Source organism: Amycolatopsis sp. WQ 127309, assembly GCF_023023025.1.
In the GTDB taxonomy this organism is placed as follows: domain Bacteria; phylum Actinomycetota; class Actinomycetes; order Mycobacteriales; family Pseudonocardiaceae; genus Amycolatopsis.
In genome coordinates, this window is the sequence record NZ_CP095481.1 from 2,276,183 (window position 1) to 2,293,977 (window position 17,795).

The following is a 17,795-nucleotide window of genomic DNA, read 5'->3' on the forward strand; positions in this document are numbered from 1 at the left end:
ACCCGGGTTGAGATCGCAACCTGTTCAGGTGACCCTCACCGCTACTGAGACGCGCCGGACCGGCCTGCTCACCGCCGTCTTCCTGGGCAGCTTCATGGCCCTGCTCGACGTCAGCGTCGTGAGCGTCGCGCTGCCGACCATGCAGCGGACGCTGGGCACCAGCTTCAGCGGCCTGCAGTGGATCATCGACGGCTACACCGTCGCGCTCACCGCCGTGATCCTGTCCGGCGGCACGCTCGGCGACCGCTACGGCCGCAAGCTCGTCTACCTGTGCGGGCTGACGTTGTTCACGATCGCGTCGGCCGGCTGCGCACTGGCGCCGACGCTCGAGGTGCTGGTCGTCGCCCGGATCATCCAGGGCTTCGCCGCCTCCGCCGTGATCCCGGGCTCGGTCGCGCTCCTCGCGCACGCGTTCCCGGAGCCGGCCGCGCGGGCGCGGGTGATGGGCCTGTGGAGCACGGTCGCGGGCTGCGCGCTGGTGCTCGGCCCGCTGATCGGCGGCCCGCTGACCGACGCGTTCGGCTGGCCGTCGATCTTCCTGATCAACGTGCCGATCGGGCTGGTCGCGGTCGTGCTGGGCCGCCGCGGGATCAGCGAGTCCCGCGACCCGGCGCACGGCGCGCTCGACCTGACCGGGCAGGTGCTCGGCGCCCTGTGGATCGGCCTGCTGACGTTCGCCGTGATCGAGGCCGGCCGGCTCGGGCCGAGCACGTCCGTGCTGGTCACCGGGGCTCTCGGGCTCGCCGCGCTGACGGCGTTCATCGTGGTCGAGCTGCGCGCGGCGCACCCGATGCTGCCGGTGCGGCTGTTCGCCAGGACCCGGTTCTCGGTGGCCATCTTCGCCGCGTGGAGCCTCGGGTTCGCGGCCTACCCGGCGGTCTTCCTGATCGGCGTCTACCTGCAGCAGGCCCGCGGCGCGACGGCGACCGAGGCGGGCGTCCAGATGCTGCCGTACGTGCTGGCGAACGTCGCCGCGGCCTTCACCGCCGGCCGGCTTTCGGCCCGCTACGGCGCGGAACGGCTGCTGCCGGTCAGCTACTTCGTCGCGGCCGCCGGCTCCTTCGCGTTCCTGGTACTGGACGCGCGGAGCCCGTACTGGCTGGTGGCGCTCGCGTTCGCACTGGCCGGCGCCGGAGTCGGGCTGTCGGTGACGCCGTCGAACATCGTCGGGCTGGCCGGGCTGCCGGGGCACCGCAGCGGGATCGCGTCGGCGACGGTCAACGCCGCCCGCCAGACCGGCACCGCGCTCGGCGTCGCCGCGCTGGGCGCGTTGCTGGCCCGCGGTTCGACGCTGCCGAGCGGCCTGCACGCGGCGATGGGCGTGGCCGGCGTGGTGCTGCTCGCGGTGACCGTGCTCACCGCGGTGACCCTGCGCCGGGCCGGCTGAGCGGCGGCGGACTATCCTGCTGGGCGTGGAAGCACTGTTTACGACCTTGCTGGTGCTCGCCGGCGTCGCGATCACCTGGTTCGCCGTGTACGTCGTCTACCGGCTTTACGCGGACCAGCGCTGACCGATGGCCGACAGCGGCGACGACGCCATTGCAGCAGCGGAGATGCGCGCGGCGAGCACCCGCGCGCGCAACCTCCCGTTGTGGGACGACCTGCCCATCCCCAACGACACGGCCAACCTGCGCGAGGGGCCGGACCTCAACGAGGCCTGCCTCGCGCTGCTGCCGATGGTCGGTGTCTGGCGCGGTGAGGGCGAGGTCGACTACCCGACCATCGAAGGCCCCCGCAAGTTCGCGCAGCAGCTGACGATCGCGCACGACGGCCGGCCGTTCCTGATCCACGAGTCGCGGTCCTGGCTGCTCGACGACGAGGGCAACGTCATCCGCCCCGCCGCGCGCGAGACCGGGTTCTGGCGGCCGCAGGCGGACGACACGCTCGAGCTGCTGCTCACGCACAACACCGGGCTCGTCGAGCTGTACTACGGCAAGCCGCGCAACCAGACGTCCTGGGAGCTGGGCACCGACGCGGTGATCCGCACGGCCAGCGCGAAGGAAGTCAAGGCCGCCCAGCGGCTGTACGGCCTGATCGAGGGCTCCCTCGGCTACGTCGAGGAGCGCGCGATGATGGGCCAGGAGCTGCAGCCGCACACCTCGGCTCTGCTGCACCGCGTGGTCGGCTGACGGCACCCGGCATGCGCTGGCGGCGGTGTGGCGAGGACGCCGCCCTGCTGGACTGCGACTCGCTCGACCAGATGCGGGCGGCGCACGCGACGGTGCTCGCCGCGCGCCCGGACGGCGTCGTCGAACTCGTTCCCGGCGCTCGCAGCCTGCTGGTCGTCGGCGCGGTCGCCGCGGTACGGGCGTTGCTGGACGGCGCCGACCTCACGCACCCACCCGGCGGCAACCCGCGCGAAGTGACCCTCGACGTCCACTACGACGGCGAGGACCTCGCGCTGGTGGCCGCCGACGCCGGCTGCTCCGAAGACGCCGTGGCCGAGCTGCACACCGGCGCCGCCTACACGGTCGCGTTCACCGGCTTCGCACCCGGTTTCGGCTACCTGACCGGACTTCCCGCGCCGTTGCGGCAGCCGCGGCTGGACTCCCCGCGCACCCGCGTCCCGGCCGGGTCGGTGGGGCTGGCGGGCGAGTTCACCGGCGTCTACCCCCGCGAGTCCCCGGGCGGCTGGCGGCTGCTCGGGCACACGACCACGCCGCTGTTCGACGCCCACGCCGACCCGCCCGCGCTGCTCGCACCGGGCGATCGCGTGCGGTTCCGGAGCGTCCGGTGAGGTCACTGGAAGTCGTCTCGCCGGGCCCTCATGCGCTGATCGAGGACCTCGGCCGGCCCGGTTACGCGCACCTCGGCGTGGCACCGTCGGGTGCGCTCGACACGGCATCGCTGCGGCTGGCGAACCGGCTCGTCGGCAACCCCGAGGGCCTGGCCGGCATCGAAGCCTTGCTCGGCGGGCTTTCGGTGCGCTTCACGGCATCGGCGACGGTGGCCGTGACCGGCCCGTCGGTCCCGGTCGACGTCGACGGCCGTCCCTTCGGCTCCCACACGGCGGTCTTCGTCGGAGCCGGGCAGACACTTGCCGTGGGCACGCCCGGTGCCGGGTTGCGCTGCTACCTGGCGGTGTCCGGCGGGATCGACGTCGAGGAGGTGCTGGGCAGCCGGTCCCGGGACGTCCTGTCCGGCATCGGCCCGGCACCACTGCGGTCCGGCGACGTCCTGCCGCTCGGCCCGGTGCGCGGGGTCCCGGTGGGCGCGGACGTCGTCGTCCCGGCCGCGGCGCCCGCGAGCCTGGTGATCCCGGTGACGCCGGGCCCCCGCGACGACTGGCTGGAGTCCCCGGCCGAGGGCCTGTCGGCGTGGTGGACGGTGACGCCGGAGTCGAACCGCGTCGGCCTGCGCCTGGACGGCACGCCGCTGCGCCGGGCCGCGGAGTTCGCCGAGGCGGAGCTGCCCAGCGAAGGCGTGCTGACGGGCGCGATCCAGGTCCCGCCGAGCGGCCTCCCGGTGGTCTTCCTGAACGACCACCCCACCACGGGCGGCTACCCCGTCGCGGCAGTGGTCCGGACCGCCGCGCTGGCCGCGCTCGCCCAGGCCCGGCCGGGCACCCGGGTGCGCTTCCGGATGACGTGAAGCGCCCGCCCACCGCAACAGCCGCCCCTGCCGGCGGTTCCGCCCCAACCGCGCCACCGGTGCCGGGAAAGCCGTGAAGGCCTCCTTCCCGGCTCTTATGGCCGGGAAGGAGGCCTTCACGGCTTTCGGTGGGGTGGAGGGCGTGCTTCCGGGTGACGTGAAAGGTCTGTACCGCCACGCGGGTGAGACCCGGATCACCCGGTGCACCCGTCCGGGTAGCGCCCGGAACCATGTCGCGGCGCCACCCGTCCTGATAGCTGTGGAACAGGTGACGATCAGCGGTGGCACGGGTTTCCTGGACGTGAACGTGCGCGCGCGGGCGGAGCTGCCCCAGGCGTTGCGGATCGCGCTCGCCACCGGGCAGCTGCGGCGTCCGCTGGCCACCACGCTCGGCCCGGTGCTCGACCTGCTCGTCGACGGCGACTACCGCGTCAGCGGCCCGGAACGCGTGCCGGACGACCAGGATCTCACCCCCACCGACACCTGGCCGCCGTCCGACGAGGCGCGCGTCGGCTACTACCGGACCGCGATCCGCACCGGCCACCGCCCGGTCGCCGTGGTGCTGGCCGACGGCGAGCGCGAGCTGATCCTCGACGGCCACCACAAGATCGCCGCCTACCGCGCCGAAGAGATCGCCCCCGCGGTCGTGCGGATCGCTCAGGCGTACTCGGCCTCGTAGGCCGCCACCAGCTCCGCGTACACCGCCGACGAGTCGGGCAGCCGCGCGCCGTCCAGCGTGTGGACGCGCGTCAGCTTGCGGACCGACGAAGCCATGAACACACCGTCCCCCGCCACCAGGTCGGCCACGCGCAACGGCTCCACCTTGACCGCCCAGCCGGCCTTTTCGGCGCTGCGGAACAGCGCGGCCTGCGTCGTGCCCGGCAGGATGCCGACGCTCGACGGCGGCGTGAAGAGCGTCCGCCCCTTCGCCAGCACCACGGTCGACGTCGGGCCTTCGAACACCGAGCCGTCGGCGGCGGTGAAAATCACATCTTCGGCGTCCCGGCGACGGGCTTCGCGCAGCGCGGCCATGTTCATGGCGTACGACAACGGCTTCGCGCCCAGCAGCAGCCACGGCGCGCGCTCGGCGAGGTCCGGCGGGAAACCGCGTTCCAGGGTGACCGCGGCCACGCCGTCGGCGCGCGCCTTCAGGATCGACGGCGCGACCTCCGAACCCAGCGCGAAACCGGTCGGCGCCGCGGCGGGATCACCGTCGGAACCCCTGGTGTACACCAGTTTCAGCACCATCTCGGGGCTGCCGGTCCAGTGTTCGAGGACAAGTGAAACCACTCGCTCCCAGGCCGCGAGATCGGGCTCCGGCAGGTCGAGCATGGCCGCCGACCGCGCCAGCCGCTCCAGGTGCGGCCGCAGCTCACGGGGCTTGCCGCCGACCACGAGGATCGTCTCGAAGACGCCGTCGCCGCGGGTCAATCCGAGGTCGTCCACCTTGATCTGGGCGGTGTCCGGGTCGGCCAGGGTTCCGTCGAGGAAGACGAGCACGCGCATTCCCACACGGTACTCACCTAGGCTGGGGCGTATGCCGTACCGCTCGCCGCTGCTGGACGTGCCCGGATCCATCCCCCCGCCCGACGACCACCCTGAAGCCGGCGTCCCCTGGCACTGGGGAGACCCCTTCGCGGAGCAGCGCACCGCGACGCGCGGCGTCGTCGTGATCGATCGGTCACACCGCGAAGTCCTGGCCGTGACCGGCGAGGAGCGGCTGTCGTGGCTGCACCTCGTGATCTCACAGCACGTGACCGACCTCGCCGAGGGGTCCGGCACCGAGGCGCTGGTGCTCGACAGCCAGGGCCGGGTCGAGACGCACATGGTGCTCGCGCACCTCGACGGCACCGTCTGGCTCGACGGCGACCCGGAGCCGCGCGTGACCAGCGCGCTGCCGAAGGGCGGCCCCCAGACGCTGCGCGAATACCTCGACGCCATGAAGTTCTGGTCCAAGGTGGACATCCGCGACGCGACCGACGAGCTGGCCGTGCTCACCGTGCTCGGCCCGGACAGCGAACGCGTGCTGAGCGCGGTCGGCGCCGAGATCGGGCCGGAGCCGTACGCGGTCGTGGCGCTGCCCGGTGGCGGTTTCGCGCGGCGGATGCCGTGGCCCGGCCGGTTCAGCGTCGACCTCGCGGTGCCGCGCGCCGAGCTCGCCGGCTGGTGGAAGAAGCTCACCGACGCCGGCGCCCGCGCGGCCGGGAGCTGGGTGTTCGACGCCTTGCGCGTCGAGTCGCTGCGGCCGCGGCTGGGCGTCGACACCGACGATCGCACGATCCCGCACGAGGTGGGCTGGGTCGGGTCGGCCGCGCACGTCGCGAAGGGCTGCTACCGCGGCCAGGAGACGGTGTCGAAGGTGCACAACGTCGGCCGCCCGCCGCGCAACCTGCTGCTGCTCCACCTGGACGGTTCCCCCGAGATCCGGCCGGAGCCCGGCGACCCGGTGCTGCTCGACGGCCGCACGGTCGGCCGCGTCGGCACGGTGATCCAGCACCACGAGCTCGGCCCGATCGCGCTGGCCCTGGTCAAGCGGTCGACGCCGGTGGGTGCCGAGCTGCTGACCGGTTCCGAAGACGAGCTCGTCCAGGCGGCGATCGACCCCGACTCCGTGCCGTCGGAGCTCCCGGCGCCCGGGCGGGCCGCGGCGGCGCAACTTCGTGGCTGATCGAAAACCCCTGACAGCAGGATCACGCCCAACCGGGATAAACTGCGCTGTGATCGAAGTGCGGCCCGGCGGCAGGCGGCGGATCGACCGCGTGCTCGGCCCGGGATACCTCAGCGGCTTGGGTGACCTGCCGTTGAAGGTGCTCCGCGAGCGGCGCGACGAAGCCGCTCAAGAAGAGACCGATCTTTCCTACTTGCGCAGGCTGCTGCACGCCCGGATCGACATCGTCCGCGCCGAGCAGACCCGGCGCAGCTCCGGCGGCGAGTCCAGCATCGTCGACCAGCTGGCCACGATCCTCGCCGACAACGCGCTGGGCCCGGCCGCGGGCTCCGGGCGGCACCAGCAGCTGGAGCCCTCACGCGCCGGCGAGCACCGCCGGCACGCCGAGGCGCTGATCGGCGACACCGACCTGACCGACGTCGGTTCCCTGACGGACGAGAAGCTCGCCTCCGCTTTGGACACCTACGCCAGCGAAGAGGTTTCGGTGTCGTCGTTCCGGCGCGAGGTCCAGAACGTCATGGACACCTTGAACGCGGAGATCGCCCAGCGCTACCAGCAAGGTTCGGCCACAGTGGACGAGCTGCTCGAGAGCGAAGGCGGGCAAGAAGCCCAGTGACCAATCCCGTCCTGGCCGAAGTAGTCCGTTCCGATTTCGTCGAAAGCGTCCACCGCGGCGCGCTCGTGGTGACGGGCCCCGAGGGCGACGTCAGGCTGGCTCTCGGAGACGTCACCTCGCCGGTCTTCCCGCGTTCGTCGAACAAACCGTTGCAGGCCGTCGGGATGCTGCGGTCCGGGCTGGACTTCACCGGCGAAGACCTGGCGCTGGCCTGCGCGTCCCACTCCGGCGAGCCCCGGCACGTCAAGGGCGTGCTGGAGCTGCTGCAGGCGGCGGGCCTGACCGAGGACGACCTCGCGTGCCCGGCCGACTTCCCGCTGCACGTGCCGAGCATGCGCGACGCCGCCGAGCCGCGGCGCGTGATGATGAACTGCTCCGGCAAGCACACCGGCATGCTCACCACCTGCGTCCGGGCCGGCTGGCCGACCGCGGGCTACGAGGCGCCGGACCACCCGCTGCAGCAGGCGATCGCCGCCGCCGTCACCGACCTGACCGGCCAGCCGATCGCGCACACCGGCGTCGACGGCTGTGGTGCGCCGCTGTTCGCGTTCTCCCTGACCGGGCTGGCCCGCGCGTTCGGCCGGGTCGGCAGCGCGGCCGACGGTCCCGAACGGACGGTCGCCGACGCGATGCGCGCCCACCCCTGGCTGGTCGCCGGCACCGGGCGCGAGGACACCGAGCTGATGTCCGCCGTGGACGGTCTCGTCGCGAAGGGCGGCGCCGAGGGCGTCCAGGCGTTCGCGCTGCCGGACGGGTTCGCGGTGGCGCTGAAGATCGACGACGGTGCGAAGCGGGCCTGCGCGCCGCTGGCCGTCGAAGCGCTGCGGTTCCTCGGCGTGGACGTCGCCGGGCTCGACGAGCTCGCCCGCGGCTCGGTGCTCGGCGGCGGTCGCCGGGTCGGCGAGATCCGGGTGCCGGAGCTGCGCGGCTAGCTAGTTCGCGCGTTCCCGCGAGGCCAGGTCGCCCCAGAACTCCCGCAGGTCGGAGAACAGCTCGGCGAGCTCCTCGACGTTGCCCGAGCGCAGCGCGTCCAGGATGTCGTGGACCTCGTCGGCGGTGGTGTCGGCTTCGAGGATGGGGTCCGCGAACAGCTGCACGAGGCCGCCGTAGTCGAGCTCGACGATCGAGTCCGCGTGGAAGTTGTCCAGCCAGCGCCGCGTCTCGAACAGCACCCGGCCCGGCCCGGAGTCGCCGAAGGTCTGTTCCAGCAGGTCACCGGCCTCGCGCGCCCGGTGCTGGGCGTCGGCGAGGGTGCTCCGCCAGGACAGTTCGCGCTTCGGGTCGTCGCGGCCGGAGCCCAGCACGAGCTTGCGCTCCTCCGGGTCGACCAGCACGAACCACGGCAGCGGAACGGTCCAGGTGGTCGACAGCGTGTGCGCGGCGGAGGTGCTGAGGTCCGACAGCGCGGACTTCGTGCGGGCGCGGATCGCGTCCTGGGTGAAGCCGGCTTCGTCGAGGATGACGTTCTTCAGCGCCGGGTGCGCGTCGCCGAGGAAGGTCACCAGCGCGGCGGCCGAGCGGGCGCGCAGCTCCAGCGGGCAGACGAACGGGCCGTGCACGCGCTGGGCGGCCGGCACGTCGGCCGGATCGAGCACCAGGACGTCGGTCTGCAGGCTGGGCGCGGCCTTGCCGTTGGCGAGCTCGGCGGGCAGCAACCGGCGGGGCGCGGCGACCTGTGACTTGAGCCACATGGCCTGCTCGCGGGCACCCGCGTCGGTCCGCCCCAGCTTGGCCGCCGCGACGGCCGCGCGCAGCCGATCGTCGGGCGGCTCGCCCAGGGCGAGCAGGGGTTCGTACACCCGCAGATAGGCCACGAAGGGACGGAGCACGAGTAGATCGTGGCACGCCGACCTGCGCCGATCGTCACCGACCGGCCGGTAACCGGTGTCCGGCGGACACTGTCACCACCGGCACACCGTGCCACGTCGCATCGAACCCCCCGGACACGGTACGGTGTCAGCAGGAAAGAATTGTCGAGACGATGCGGGGCCGCCGATTCCCCCGGCCGCCCCGCCCCTGTGCGAGGGGGTCGAGCCATGGGGCGCGGCCGGGCTAAGGCCAAGCAGACGAAGGTGGCGCGCGAGCTCAAGTACAGCTCGCACGAGACCGACTTCGATGCTTTGCAGCGCGAGCTGTCGACTGGTTCCTCTAGTGGTCACTATGAGGAGCCCGATAGCAATGATCAAGATCCGTACGACGACGGGTACGACGAGTACCGTCGTTGAGCACGCGTAACCGCGCGAGGGCGTAGCTGGGCACAACCCGGCGACCGCCCTCGCGCGCTGCGTGCTGCCCAAAACCCTGTGGGCTGCGTAGCGGATGAAGGAGTGAGCCGGTGGTAAGTCGGGTTGGAGTCGTCGGGGCGGGACTGATGGGTTCCGGCATCGCCGAGGTGCACGCGCGGTCCGGATTGGACGTCGTGGTCACCGAGGTGAACCAGCCGGCGCTCGACGCGGGCAAGGCGCGCATCGAGAAGTCGCTCCAGCGCGGCGTCAAGAACGGCAAGCTCTCCACCGAGGACGCCGACGCGGCCCTCGGCCGGCTGCGCTTCACCACGGACATCGCCGAGTTCGCCGACCGCGAACTGGTCATCGAAGCGATCCTCGAGCAGGAACAGGCGAAGGTCGACGTCTTCCGCCAGCTCGACAAGATCGTCGAGGCGGAGGACGCGCTGTTCGCGTCCAACACGTCCTCGATCCCGATCATGAAGCTGGGCATGGCGACGAACCGCCCCCAGCAGGTGGTCGGCATCCACTTCTTCAACCCGGTCCCGGTGCTGCCGCTGGTGGAGCTGGTGCCTTCGCTGCTGACGAGCGAGGAGACGGCCCGCCGCGCGGAGGACCACGCGACGACGGCCCTGGGCAAGACGGTCATCCGGTCCCAGGACCGCGCCGGGTTCATCGTGAACTCGCTGCTGGTCCCGTACCTGCTGTCGGCGATCCGGATGATCGAGTCGGGCTTCGCCTCGGCGGAGGACATCGACCGCGGCATGGAGCTGGGCACGGCCCACCCGATGGGCCCGCTGCGGCTGTCGGACCTGATCGGCCTGGACACCATCAAGGCGATCGCGGACTCGATGTACGCGGAGTTCAAGGAGCCGCTGTACTCGTCGCCGCCGCTGCTGCTGCGCATGGTGGACGCGGGCCTGCTGGGCAAGAAGACCGGCCGCGGCTTCTACTCCTACGGCTGACCGACCTTCGTCGCCGCCCGATCCACTTTCGGTGGTCCGTGCGGCGACTTTGTCGTCTTGGGCCGGGCGGCCGGACTCGCTTGACTGTCAGGCATGCCTGAGCTGAGCCGCCGTACCGCCCTCGCCGCTTCCGCCGCCGGCGTCGTGGCGCCCGCTTTCGCGGGTGCTTCGCCCGCGGACGCCACCACGCGACGCCGTCGCGGCGTGACCACCTTCGTCTTCGCCGCGGGCGCCAACGGCGTCTCGGCCGCCCCGGACGAGCTGGTCCTGCGCGGGCACCGCGGCGTCGGCGTCGACCAGCCGGGGCAGCAGTTCCGGCTCGCCTACCAGGCACCCCAGGACCTGGCGGCGTTCGCGACGGAGCCGTCGGCGCTGGCCGGCGTCACGCTCGCCGACCAGGTAGCGGCCACGGTCGAGGTGGTCCGCCGCGCGGCGGCGCACGGCCCGGTGGTCCTGGTCGGCGCCAGCATCGGCGGCGCGGCGATCAGCCTGGTCGCCGACGCCGTGCCGGACCTGATCGACCTGCTCGTCTACGACACGGCGTTCTGCTGCGTCGACCTCGAGACCCCGGACGAGTACATGGCCACCCCGGAGGCGGCCGAGACCCGCGTCGGCGATCTCTTGGGGTTCGCCGCGGCCGACCCGTCGGTGATCGGCGCCGTCCGGTTCAACTGGCGCACGGCGGACCGCGCGCTGCTCGCGAAGGCCAAAGAAGCGTTCGTCGCCGACGGCACGGACGCCGAGTTCTACGCGTTCCTCAACGCCATGGCCCCCGACGACCTCCTCGGCAAGGGCGCCACCCCGGCCCGCGGCGACCGCGCGAGGTGGGGCCGCGTGCCCCGCGTCTACGTCCGGCACCTGCGCGACCGGATCATCCCCCTGGAGCTGCAGGACCGCATGATCCGCGAGGCCGACGCGGCCACGCCGGGAAACCGCTTTCACGTCGTCGACCTGGACACCAGTCACGTCCCGGACGCGGCGAAGCTGGCCGAGCTGGTCGACATCTACGACGGGTTGACGCGCTCCTGATCGAAGACCACGGGCGCGTCGAAGGCCGCCCGCCGCGACGCGCGGCGCAGGACGGCCAGGACGGCCGGCCCCAGCACGAGGATCGCGACGGCGTTGGTGATCGCGCGGCCGGTGTCCCAGCCGAGCGTCGAGGTCAGGACGGTGAAGACGGCGAACCGGTGCAGGTTGTCCAGCAGCGGCGCGCCGGGCACGTAGCCGAGGCCCGCGGTGGTGCCGCCGAGCGACGACCCGGCGAGGAACGGCCACGACCACAGGCTCATCAGCAGCCCGAAGAGGTAGGCCGCGACAACGCCGTACGCCACGAGCAGCGCGATCTCCGCCTTCCCGCGGGCGCGCGGCAGCAGCCCGGCGCCGAGCCCGATGAGCGACGACGCGAGCATCTGGAACGGCAGCCACGGCCCGACGCCCGCGGTCAGCAGCGCCGAGGTGAACAGCGACGTCGAGCCGAGCACGAACCCGAACCCGGGCCCGAACACCCGCCCGGCGAGCACGAGCAGGAAGAACACCAGCTCGATCCCCCCGGTCCCGGCGCTGAGCGGTCGCAGCCCGGCGTTCACCGCGGACAGGACACCGAGCAACGCGAGCGCTTTCGCATCGATTCCCCCGCGCGACAGTTCGGCCAGCACGACGAGGATCAGCACGGGCAGGGTCGCCATGAAGACGAACGGCGCATCGGCGGTGTGCGCGGACACACTGGGCGCGGGGTGCGCGAAGAGCGGCCAGCAGAACATGACGAGGCCGAGCACCGCCGCGACGGTGAGCACCAGCGCAGGACGCGGCCGGAGGCGGATGGCCCGGGGCGGCGGGTCGAGGAAGCCGGTCACGTCAGCACCTCGCACGAAGTCGCGCGGGACCGCGCCCGCCCACCGACACCGGCTCGCGAGCCGACCGGCGATGCGAAGATGCGCGAAACCGCTCCCGGCGCGCTCAGGCACCGCGCGGGGTCGACGCACGGCCACCCGCATGAATGCGCGCAGGAGCGTGCCCGCTCACGGACCCCGGCTCGTGAGCCGAACGGCGCCGCAAAGGTGCGCCAAGCAACTCCCGGCGCGCTCAGGCACCGCGCGGGGTCGACGCACGGCCACCCGCACGAATGCGCGCAGGAGCGCGCCCGCCCACCGACACCGGCTCGTGAGCCGACCGGCGGCGCGAAGGTGCGCCAAGCAACTCCCGGCGCGTTCAGGCGCCGAGCGGGGTCGACACACGGCCACCCGCACAAATGCGCGCAGGAGCGTGCCCGCCCACCGACACCGGCCCGCGAACCGACCGGCGGCGCGAAGGTGCGCGAGGGCGCAACAGGCGAGCGACGTCGAGAGGCGGACGTCATGACAGGGCCTCCGCTACTTCGTCCACCGTCAGCCACTCCTGGGGCGCCAGCACCTTGGCCACCTGGGGCGCGAAGGCCGGGGACGCGACGATGACCTCCTTCGTCGGGCCGTCCGCGACCACCTCGCCCTCGGCCATGACCACCACCCGGTGGGCCACCGATGCCACGAACTCGACGTCGTGGGTGGCCAGCACTATCGCGTGGCCCTGCGAGGCCAGCTCTCGCAGGATCGCCGCGAAGCGCCTTTTGGCGTGGTAGTCGAGGCCGCGCGTCGGCTCGTCGAGCAGGACCACCGGGGGTGCCGCCGCCAGCTGGACGGCCAGCACCAGCGCCAGTCGCTGCCCTTCGGACAGGTCGCCGGGGTGCGCTTCACCGGCGACCGCGGGGGCCAGGCGGTCCAGCAGGGACCTCGCCGTGCCTGCCGTGGCGCCGGATTCGGTGTCGGCCTGTGCGCACTCGGCGTCGACCGAATCCAGGTACAGCAGATCGGCGGGTGACTGCGGGACCAGCCCCACACGCTGACGGGCCGCCCTCGGCTTGAGCGACGCAGGATCCACGCCGCCGACGTCGACCTTCCCCGCCGACCGCGGACCGCTGCCCTGCACCGCCCAGAGAAGCGACGACTTGCCGGAGCCGTTGCGTCCCATCAGCGTGACGATTTCCCCCGGCCCGACGCGCAGGTCCACCCCACGCACCGCCAGGACATCTCCGTAGCGGACCACCACCCCTCTCACGTCCAGTGCTCGACCGGTCACCGAGAGGGTACGACCCACCACCGACAATTTCGGACGATGTGACTGAAGCCGCGATCGCAGCGGCCCCGCGACCCGCCGCGCGTCCCGCACCGACAGCGGCAACGGCGACCAGCCCGCGAGCCGCCCCAGCTCGACGATCGGCGGCGCGATCTCCGCCGTCGCCAGGATCTCCGCCGGCGGCCCGGACCGCACCGAGCCGTCGCCCGGCAGGTACAGCAGCCGGTCGGCGTACTGGACGACCCGCTCCATGCGGTGCTCCGCGACGACCACCGTGGTCCCGAGGTCGTGCACCAGCCGCGTGATCGCCGCGAGGACCTCCTCGGCCGCCGTGGGGTCCAGCGCGGACGTCGGTTCGTCGAGCACCAAGACCCGCGGGTGCGCCGTCAGGACCGAGCCGATCGCGACGCGCTGCTGCTGCCCGCCCGACAGCGTCCGAAGTGGACGGTGGCGCAGCTCGGCGATGCCCAGCAGGTCCAGGGTTTCTTCGACGCGCTTGCGCATGACGTCCGGCGCCACCGCCAGCTGCTCCATCGCGTACGCCAGCTCCTCCTCGACCGTGTCGGTCACGAAGCCGGCCAGCGGGTCCTGGCCGACGACGCCGACCACCGCGGCCAGCTCGCGCGGCGGGTGGGAAGACGTGTCCAAGCCGTCGACCAGCACCCGCCCGGCCAGCCGTCCGCCGGTGAAGTGCGGGACGAGCCCGTTGATCGCGCCGAGGAAAGTCGACTTGCCGACGCCGGTCGGGCCGGCGACCAGGCACAGCTCGCCCTCCTCGACCAGCAGCGAGACGTCGGACAGCACCGGCCGCGCGGCGTCCGGGTAGGTCACCGTGACCTGCGAAAACTCGATCACCGGACCACCTCCGACAACGACGGCGGGCGGGGTGCGACGAACGCGGGCAACGCCCCGAGCAGCAGCGACAACGCCGGTAGCAAGGACACCTCGGGCCAGCTCAGCGGGCTCAGCGACGGGTAGAGGTTCCCCGGATCGATCCGTGCGGAGAAGAACAGCAGCGCGCACGCCCCGACGCCGGACGCGACGACCAGCGTCTCCGGCCGGCGCCACGGGTCCGGCCGGTAGGCCGTCCGCCGGATGCGCCGCCCGCCCAGCACGAACCCGGCCGCGGCCACGACCAGCCCGAGGGCCAGCAGCGGCACGCCCAGCCACGACGACGTCCCGTCGAGCACGCCGTAGACGCCGACGCACACGCCGACCAGCCCGCCGAGCACGCAGCCGGCGATCGCCGCGCGCACACCGGCGCTCAGGTACGCGCGGCGGCCGTAGCCGCGCGAGTCCATCGCCGCCGCCAGCAGCAGCGAGCGGTTCATCGCGTCCTCCAGCACCGGCACCACGATGCCCTTGACCGCCCGCAGCCCGCGAGTCCGCCCCGCCCGCAGCCGCCGGGCCCGCCGCACGCGCTGCACGCTCTCGACCAGCTGCGGCGCCACCGTGAGCGCCACCGTCACGGCCGTGCCGACCTCGTACAACGCGCCCGGCACGGCCTTGAGCAGGCGTTTCGGGTTGGCCAGGGCGTTCGCCGCGCCGACGCAGAGCACCATCGTCGCCAGCCGGAGGCCGTCGTAGAAGCCGCCGAGCAGCTCCTCCGCCGACGTCGAGCCGAGCAGCGACACGCCCGCCGCGAACGCCGGCAGCGGGATCCGCGGCAGCGTGAACAGGATGTGCCCGCCGTCCTCGCCGCCGATCAGGATCCGGAACAGCACCCGCGTCGCGACGATCACCGCGCCGACGTAGGCGTACAGCCGGAACGCCAGCGCCCACGGCGCGTCGCTCCGCCGGTTCGCGACGACGAAGCCGATGATCGCGATGAGCAGGCCCAGCAGCAGCGGGTTCGTCGTCCGGCTGGCCGCGACGGCCAGCGCGAGCGCCCAGACCCACCACGCGCCCGGGTGCAGCGCCCGGCTGGTCACGTCCGGCGACGTCGTGCGGCGACCCAGGCCGCGCCACCGATCAGCAGGATCGCCGCGATGGCGATGACCACGCCCCACGGGAAGGAACTGCTGGTGGCCGCGGGCGCCGGGGACGGGGTCGAAACGGCCTGGCGGATCGGCGCCACCCGCGGCGGCGCCGGCAGGTCGTTGGCGGTCTTCGGCCGGGCGAACGACCAGCCCTCGAACCCGTCGGCCGCCGGCTTCGACGTCTGGGCGCCCTCCTGGCTCGACTCCCACTTGCCGCCGGCCGCGGCGTGCCAGTAGCTCCAGTACGCCGTCGCCGACGGCATGCCCGCGCACGACTCGACGTCCGGACCTGGTTTGCCGTCGATCCGGCAGGCGATGGCGAGGCCGTACTTCTGCGAGCCCGCGACGTCGATCCCGGCACCCTGCAGTGCCGCGATGCCCGTCGCGGGGGTGCCGGGGGCGCAGCGGACCAGCGGCTGCGGGGCCAGGTCGCCGAAGTCCACGACCACCGTCACGCCGCCACCGGCCGGGCAGGTGCCGTCGGTGCCCGTCGCCGACGCGGGCGCGGCCCCGGCGAGGCAGGTGGCCAGGAGGAGCAGGCAGACCGCGGCGATGCGGGACGGCAGGGTGATCATGCAGGCACTTTAGCCAGGACGGCCGCCGTCGCAGGTGCGGTTCCGGCGCGACGCCGACCACACCTAGACTGCGGCGCGTGGGACAGCGCATCGCGGAGGGACAGCTGCGGGTCGGCCTCGTCGGCGCCGGCCCGTGGGCCACGACGGTTCACGCGCCCGGTCTGGCGGATCACCCCGGCACGGCGCTGACCGCGGTCTGGGCCCGGCGGCCGGAGGCGGCGCAAGCGCTTGCGGACACCCACTGCGCGACCGCCGCCGAGAGCATCGAAGACCTGTTCGCGCAGGTGGACGCCGTGGCGTTCGCCGTCCCGCCGTCGATCCAGGCCGAGCTGGGCGTCCGCGCGGCCGAAGCCGGGAAGCACCTGATCCTCGAGAAGCCGATCGCCGCTGACCTGGCGGGGGCGCAGCGGCTGGCCGACGCGGTCGCGGCCGCCGACGTCGCCGCCCTCGTCGTGCTGACCCTGCGGTACTCGGCGCAGACCCAGGAGTGGCTCGCCGGGCTCGCCCAGGCGGGCGGCTGGGCCGGTGGCGGCGCGCGCTGGCTGTCCGGCGCCCTGCTCGGCGGCCAGTACGCGGCCTCGGAGTGGCGTCAGGACGACGGCGGCGCGCTGTTCGACATCGGCCCGCACGCCCTCGACCTGCTGGACGCCGCGCTCGGGCCGATCACCGACGTCGTCGCGGCGCGGCGGAGCCCCGGCGACACGTGGCAGCTGATGCTGGCCCACGAGAACAACGTGGTCAGCACGGCCACGCTGGCCCTGCGGCTGCCGGTGCAGCCGACCGTCGTCGAGGTCGCCGTCTGGGGTCAGCACGGCTACCGCACGCTCGGGCGCAAGCCCGGTTCGGCGTCGGAGTCCTACACCGCGTTGCTCGACGACTTCGCGGCGATGATCGCCAGCGGCACCACGGCCCACCCCTGCGACGTCCGCCGCGGCCTGCACCTGCAGGGCCTGATCGAGCGCGCTCGCGAGCTGGCCGGCGAAAAGTAGTACACAGGCACCCCCTGCGAGTTTCCGTTGTGAATCAAGGGGTTTACGAAGCATCCCCCGATTCATCCACAGGGTTGTCCACAGCATCCACTGTGGACAGTGCGCCTCCCGACCGAACCACGGAAAGTTCCGTCGCGCCACCGGAAAGATCACCGAATAGTGCGCCTCCCTCAGCATGCCGAGACGATCTTGTGATGCGAAGGTGATCTTGGGAGGGCCGTTTCCAGCGCACAGACGATCTTTGGGTGCTCAAGGAGGGAGGCGCATGGAAACCCTGCTGCGCGCCTTCTGGGGGATGATTCCGGTTTCGGCCATCGCGCTGCCGTACGCGCTGCTCGGGTGGCCACTGCTCGCGGCTCGACGGCGGCGAAGACTCCCGCCCCGGTACGCGAGCGCGACCGCCGGCGTCGACAGCGCCGCCGTCCTGGTCGCTTTCCTGGTGTTGTGCCTGGTCACGATGCCTGTCGGCGGCTCCGGCCAGAGCACGCTCGACCTCGTCCCGGGCGCCGACATCACCGCCGCGTTCGGCGACGACGGCTCACTTTGGCAGGTGATCGGCAACGTCCTGCTGCTCTGCCCGCTCGGCGCGCTGCTCCCGCTGCGGCTGCGCGGCCTGCGCACCCTCCTCCGGATCGCGCTGGTCGCCCTGCTCGCCTCCGTGCTGGTGGAAGGTACGCAATATCTGATCCACACCGGCCGGGTGACGTCCACCGACGACGTCCTGCTCAACACCGCCGGCGCGACGCTCGGCGCGGCCCTGAGCAGACGCGTTTGGCGCTCACTGGACCCGCCACCGCCACCGCCGGTGGTCATCCCGACACAGCAGCGCCGCACGGTCTGCGAAGCCCCGACGCTCACCATGCGGGTCCCGCGATCGGTCTGGGACGCGCGGTACGCCGCCATCGCCCACCCCGACCGGCAGTAACCGGGTTGCGAGCCGTGCGACACTGGCTCCGAAGAGCCCTTTCGACTCGAGGAATGAACGCCTATGCCTGGCGCCGTCTCCGGCGTCGGCCTCCGCTAGGCCCGACGCCCAGCGATCCACCCGCACCGAGCTGCGGTTCCTCGACGTGCTCTCG

Annotated in this window: 19 protein-coding genes; 13 read left to right on the forward strand and 6 right to left on the reverse strand. The window is 72.9% G+C overall.

What is annotated here, in order from left to right:
- Window positions 1–28 precede the first annotated feature (28 nt).
- The 5 genes from MUY22_RS10305 to MUY22_RS10325 all read left to right on the forward strand — a co-directional run bounded on the left by MUY22_RS10305 (window position 29) and on the right by MUY22_RS10325 (window position 4,270).
- Complete coding sequence (locus MUY22_RS10305) at window positions 29–1,387, forward strand: DHA2 family efflux MFS transporter permease subunit (protein ID WP_247059124.1); 1,359 nt, start codon at window positions 29–31, stop codon at window positions 1,385–1,387.
- A gap of 127 nt (window positions 1,388–1,514) precedes the next feature.
- Window positions 1,515–2,129 (forward strand): FABP family protein, encoded by a 615-nt coding sequence (locus tag MUY22_RS10310; RefSeq protein ID WP_247059125.1) that lies wholly within the window; start codon window positions 1,515–1,517, stop codon window positions 2,127–2,129.
- An 11-nt stretch (window positions 2,130–2,140) separates the two neighbouring features.
- On the forward strand, window positions 2,141–2,737 hold the full coding sequence (locus tag MUY22_RS10315; protein WP_247059128.1) for an allophanate hydrolase subunit 1: 597 nt from the start codon (window positions 2,141–2,143) through the stop codon (window positions 2,735–2,737).
- Window positions 2,734–3,591, forward strand: a complete 858-nt coding sequence (locus MUY22_RS10320; protein ID WP_247059130.1) for a biotin-dependent carboxyltransferase family protein — start codon at window positions 2,734–2,736, stop codon at window positions 3,589–3,591. The genes MUY22_RS10315 and MUY22_RS10320 overlap by 4 nt, the downstream gene beginning before the upstream one ends.
- A gap of 259 nt (window positions 3,592–3,850) precedes the next feature.
- Window positions 3,851–4,270: a hypothetical protein gene (locus tag MUY22_RS10325; protein WP_247059132.1), complete on the forward strand. Its 420-nt coding sequence runs from the start codon at window positions 3,851–3,853 to the stop codon at window positions 4,268–4,270.
- On the opposite strand, the gene MUY22_RS10330 is transcribed toward MUY22_RS10325, so the two are convergent.
- Window positions 4,249–5,097, reverse strand: a complete 849-nt coding sequence (locus MUY22_RS10330; RefSeq protein ID WP_247059134.1) for an aminodeoxychorismate lyase — start codon at window positions 5,095–5,097, stop codon at window positions 4,249–4,251. The genes MUY22_RS10325 and MUY22_RS10330 overlap by 22 nt on opposite strands.
- A 31-nt stretch (window positions 5,098–5,128) precedes the next feature.
- On the opposite strand from MUY22_RS10330, the gene MUY22_RS10335 reads away from it, so the two are divergent.
- From MUY22_RS10335 to MUY22_RS10345, 3 genes are read left to right on the forward strand one after another with little or no spacing between them, the layout of a single operon-like run.
- Window positions 5,129–6,259, forward strand: a complete 1,131-nt coding sequence (locus MUY22_RS10335; protein WP_247059136.1) for a folate-binding protein YgfZ — start codon at window positions 5,129–5,131, stop codon at window positions 6,257–6,259.
- Window positions 6,260–6,308: 49 nt separating this feature from the next.
- On the forward strand, window positions 6,309–6,875 hold the full coding sequence (locus MUY22_RS10340) for an aerial mycelium formation protein (protein WP_247059138.1): 567 nt from the start codon (window positions 6,309–6,311) through the stop codon (window positions 6,873–6,875).
- Window positions 6,872–7,807, forward strand: a complete 936-nt coding sequence (locus MUY22_RS10345) for an asparaginase (protein ID WP_247059140.1) — start codon at window positions 6,872–6,874, stop codon at window positions 7,805–7,807. The genes MUY22_RS10340 and MUY22_RS10345 overlap by 4 nt, the downstream gene beginning before the upstream one ends.
- Here the strand turns inward: MUY22_RS10345 and MUY22_RS10350 are convergent, their stop codons facing one another.
- Entirely contained in the window at window positions 7,808–8,704 is an 897-nt protein-coding gene (locus tag MUY22_RS10350) for a hypothetical protein (RefSeq protein WP_247059142.1), read from the reverse strand.
- A 207-nt stretch (window positions 8,705–8,911) separates the two neighbouring features.
- Here MUY22_RS10350 and MUY22_RS10355 point away from each other — a divergent pair, with 207 nt between their 5' ends.
- From MUY22_RS10355 to MUY22_RS10365, 3 genes are all read left to right on the forward strand, one after another.
- Window positions 8,912–9,100 (forward strand): DUF3073 domain-containing protein, encoded by a 189-nt coding sequence (locus tag MUY22_RS10355; protein WP_247059144.1) that lies wholly within the window; start codon window positions 8,912–8,914, stop codon window positions 9,098–9,100.
- A gap of 110 nt (window positions 9,101–9,210) precedes the next feature.
- Window positions 9,211–10,065 carry a 3-hydroxybutyryl-CoA dehydrogenase gene (locus tag MUY22_RS10360; protein ID WP_256475830.1) on the forward strand — a complete coding sequence of 285 codons (855 nt, stop codon included), beginning with the start codon at window positions 9,211–9,213 and terminating at the stop codon, window positions 10,063–10,065.
- A gap of 93 nt (window positions 10,066–10,158) precedes the next feature.
- On the forward strand, window positions 10,159–11,094 hold the full coding sequence (locus MUY22_RS10365; RefSeq protein WP_247059148.1) for an alpha/beta hydrolase: 936 nt from the start codon (window positions 10,159–10,161) through the stop codon (window positions 11,092–11,094).
- Here MUY22_RS10365 and MUY22_RS10370 read toward each other — a convergent pair.
- The 4 genes from MUY22_RS10370 to MUY22_RS10385 form a co-directional block, all read right to left on the reverse strand.
- On the reverse strand, window positions 11,070–11,918 hold the full coding sequence (locus MUY22_RS10370; protein WP_247059150.1) for an ECF transporter S component: 849 nt from the start codon (window positions 11,916–11,918) through the stop codon (window positions 11,070–11,072). The two genes, MUY22_RS10365 and MUY22_RS10370, sit on opposite strands and share 25 nt — an antisense overlap.
- Window positions 11,919–12,417: 499 nt before the next feature.
- The gene (locus tag MUY22_RS10375) at window positions 12,418–14,028 is read right to left on the reverse strand and encodes an ABC transporter ATP-binding protein (protein ID WP_247059153.1); all 1,611 of its coding nucleotides are present in this window, start codon (window positions 14,026–14,028) and stop codon (window positions 12,418–12,420) included.
- Window positions 14,025–15,104, reverse strand: a complete 1,080-nt coding sequence (locus tag MUY22_RS10380; RefSeq protein WP_247059155.1) for a CbiQ family ECF transporter T component — start codon at window positions 15,102–15,104, stop codon at window positions 14,025–14,027. The genes MUY22_RS10375 and MUY22_RS10380 overlap by 4 nt, the downstream gene beginning before the upstream one ends.
- A complete protein-coding gene (locus tag MUY22_RS10385; protein WP_247059157.1) occupies window positions 15,101–15,727 on the reverse strand; it encodes a hypothetical protein in 627 nt (208 codons plus the stop codon). Before MUY22_RS10385 ends, MUY22_RS10380 begins: the two co-directional genes overlap by 4 nt.
- 77 nt (window positions 15,728–15,804) lie before the next feature.
- On the opposite strand from MUY22_RS10385, the gene MUY22_RS10390 reads away from it, so the two are divergent.
- Window positions 15,805–16,716: a Gfo/Idh/MocA family protein gene (locus MUY22_RS10390; protein WP_247059159.1), complete on the forward strand. Its 912-nt coding sequence runs from the start codon at window positions 15,805–15,807 to the stop codon at window positions 16,714–16,716.
- 265 nt (window positions 16,717–16,981) lie between these two features.
- Window positions 16,982–17,641, forward strand: coding sequence for a VanZ family protein (locus tag MUY22_RS10395; RefSeq protein ID WP_247059160.1), 660 nt, complete (start codon window positions 16,982–16,984; stop codon window positions 17,639–17,641).
- The last annotated feature ends 154 nt before the right edge of the window (window positions 17,642–17,795 follow it).

Bases quoted from the DNA above. Each gene is read 5' to 3' on its own strand.
- MUY22_RS10310 (WP_247059125.1), top strand. From the start codon at position 1,515: ATGGCCGACAGCGGCGACGACGCCATTGCAGCAGCGGAGATGCGCGCG.
- MUY22_RS10315 (WP_247059128.1), top strand. From the start codon at position 2,141: ATGCGCTGGCGGCGGTGTGGCGAGGACGCCGCCCTGCTGGACTGCGAC.
- MUY22_RS10330 (WP_247059134.1), bottom strand. From the start codon at position 5,097: ATGCGCGTGCTCGTCTTCCTCGACGGAACCCTGGCCGACCCGGACACC.
- MUY22_RS10335 (WP_247059136.1), top strand. From the start codon at position 5,129: ATGCCGTACCGCTCGCCGCTGCTGGACGTGCCCGGATCCATCCCCCCG.
- MUY22_RS10355 (WP_247059144.1), top strand. From the start codon at position 8,912: ATGGGGCGCGGCCGGGCTAAGGCCAAGCAGACGAAGGTGGCGCGCGAG.
- MUY22_RS10365 (WP_247059148.1), top strand. From the start codon at position 10,159: ATGCCTGAGCTGAGCCGCCGTACCGCCCTCGCCGCTTCCGCCGCCGGC.
- MUY22_RS10385 (WP_247059157.1), bottom strand. From the start codon at position 15,727: ATGATCACCCTGCCGTCCCGCATCGCCGCGGTCTGCCTGCTCCTCCTG.
- MUY22_RS10395 (WP_247059160.1), top strand. From the start codon at position 16,982: ATGGAAACCCTGCTGCGCGCCTTCTGGGGGATGATTCCGGTTTCGGCC.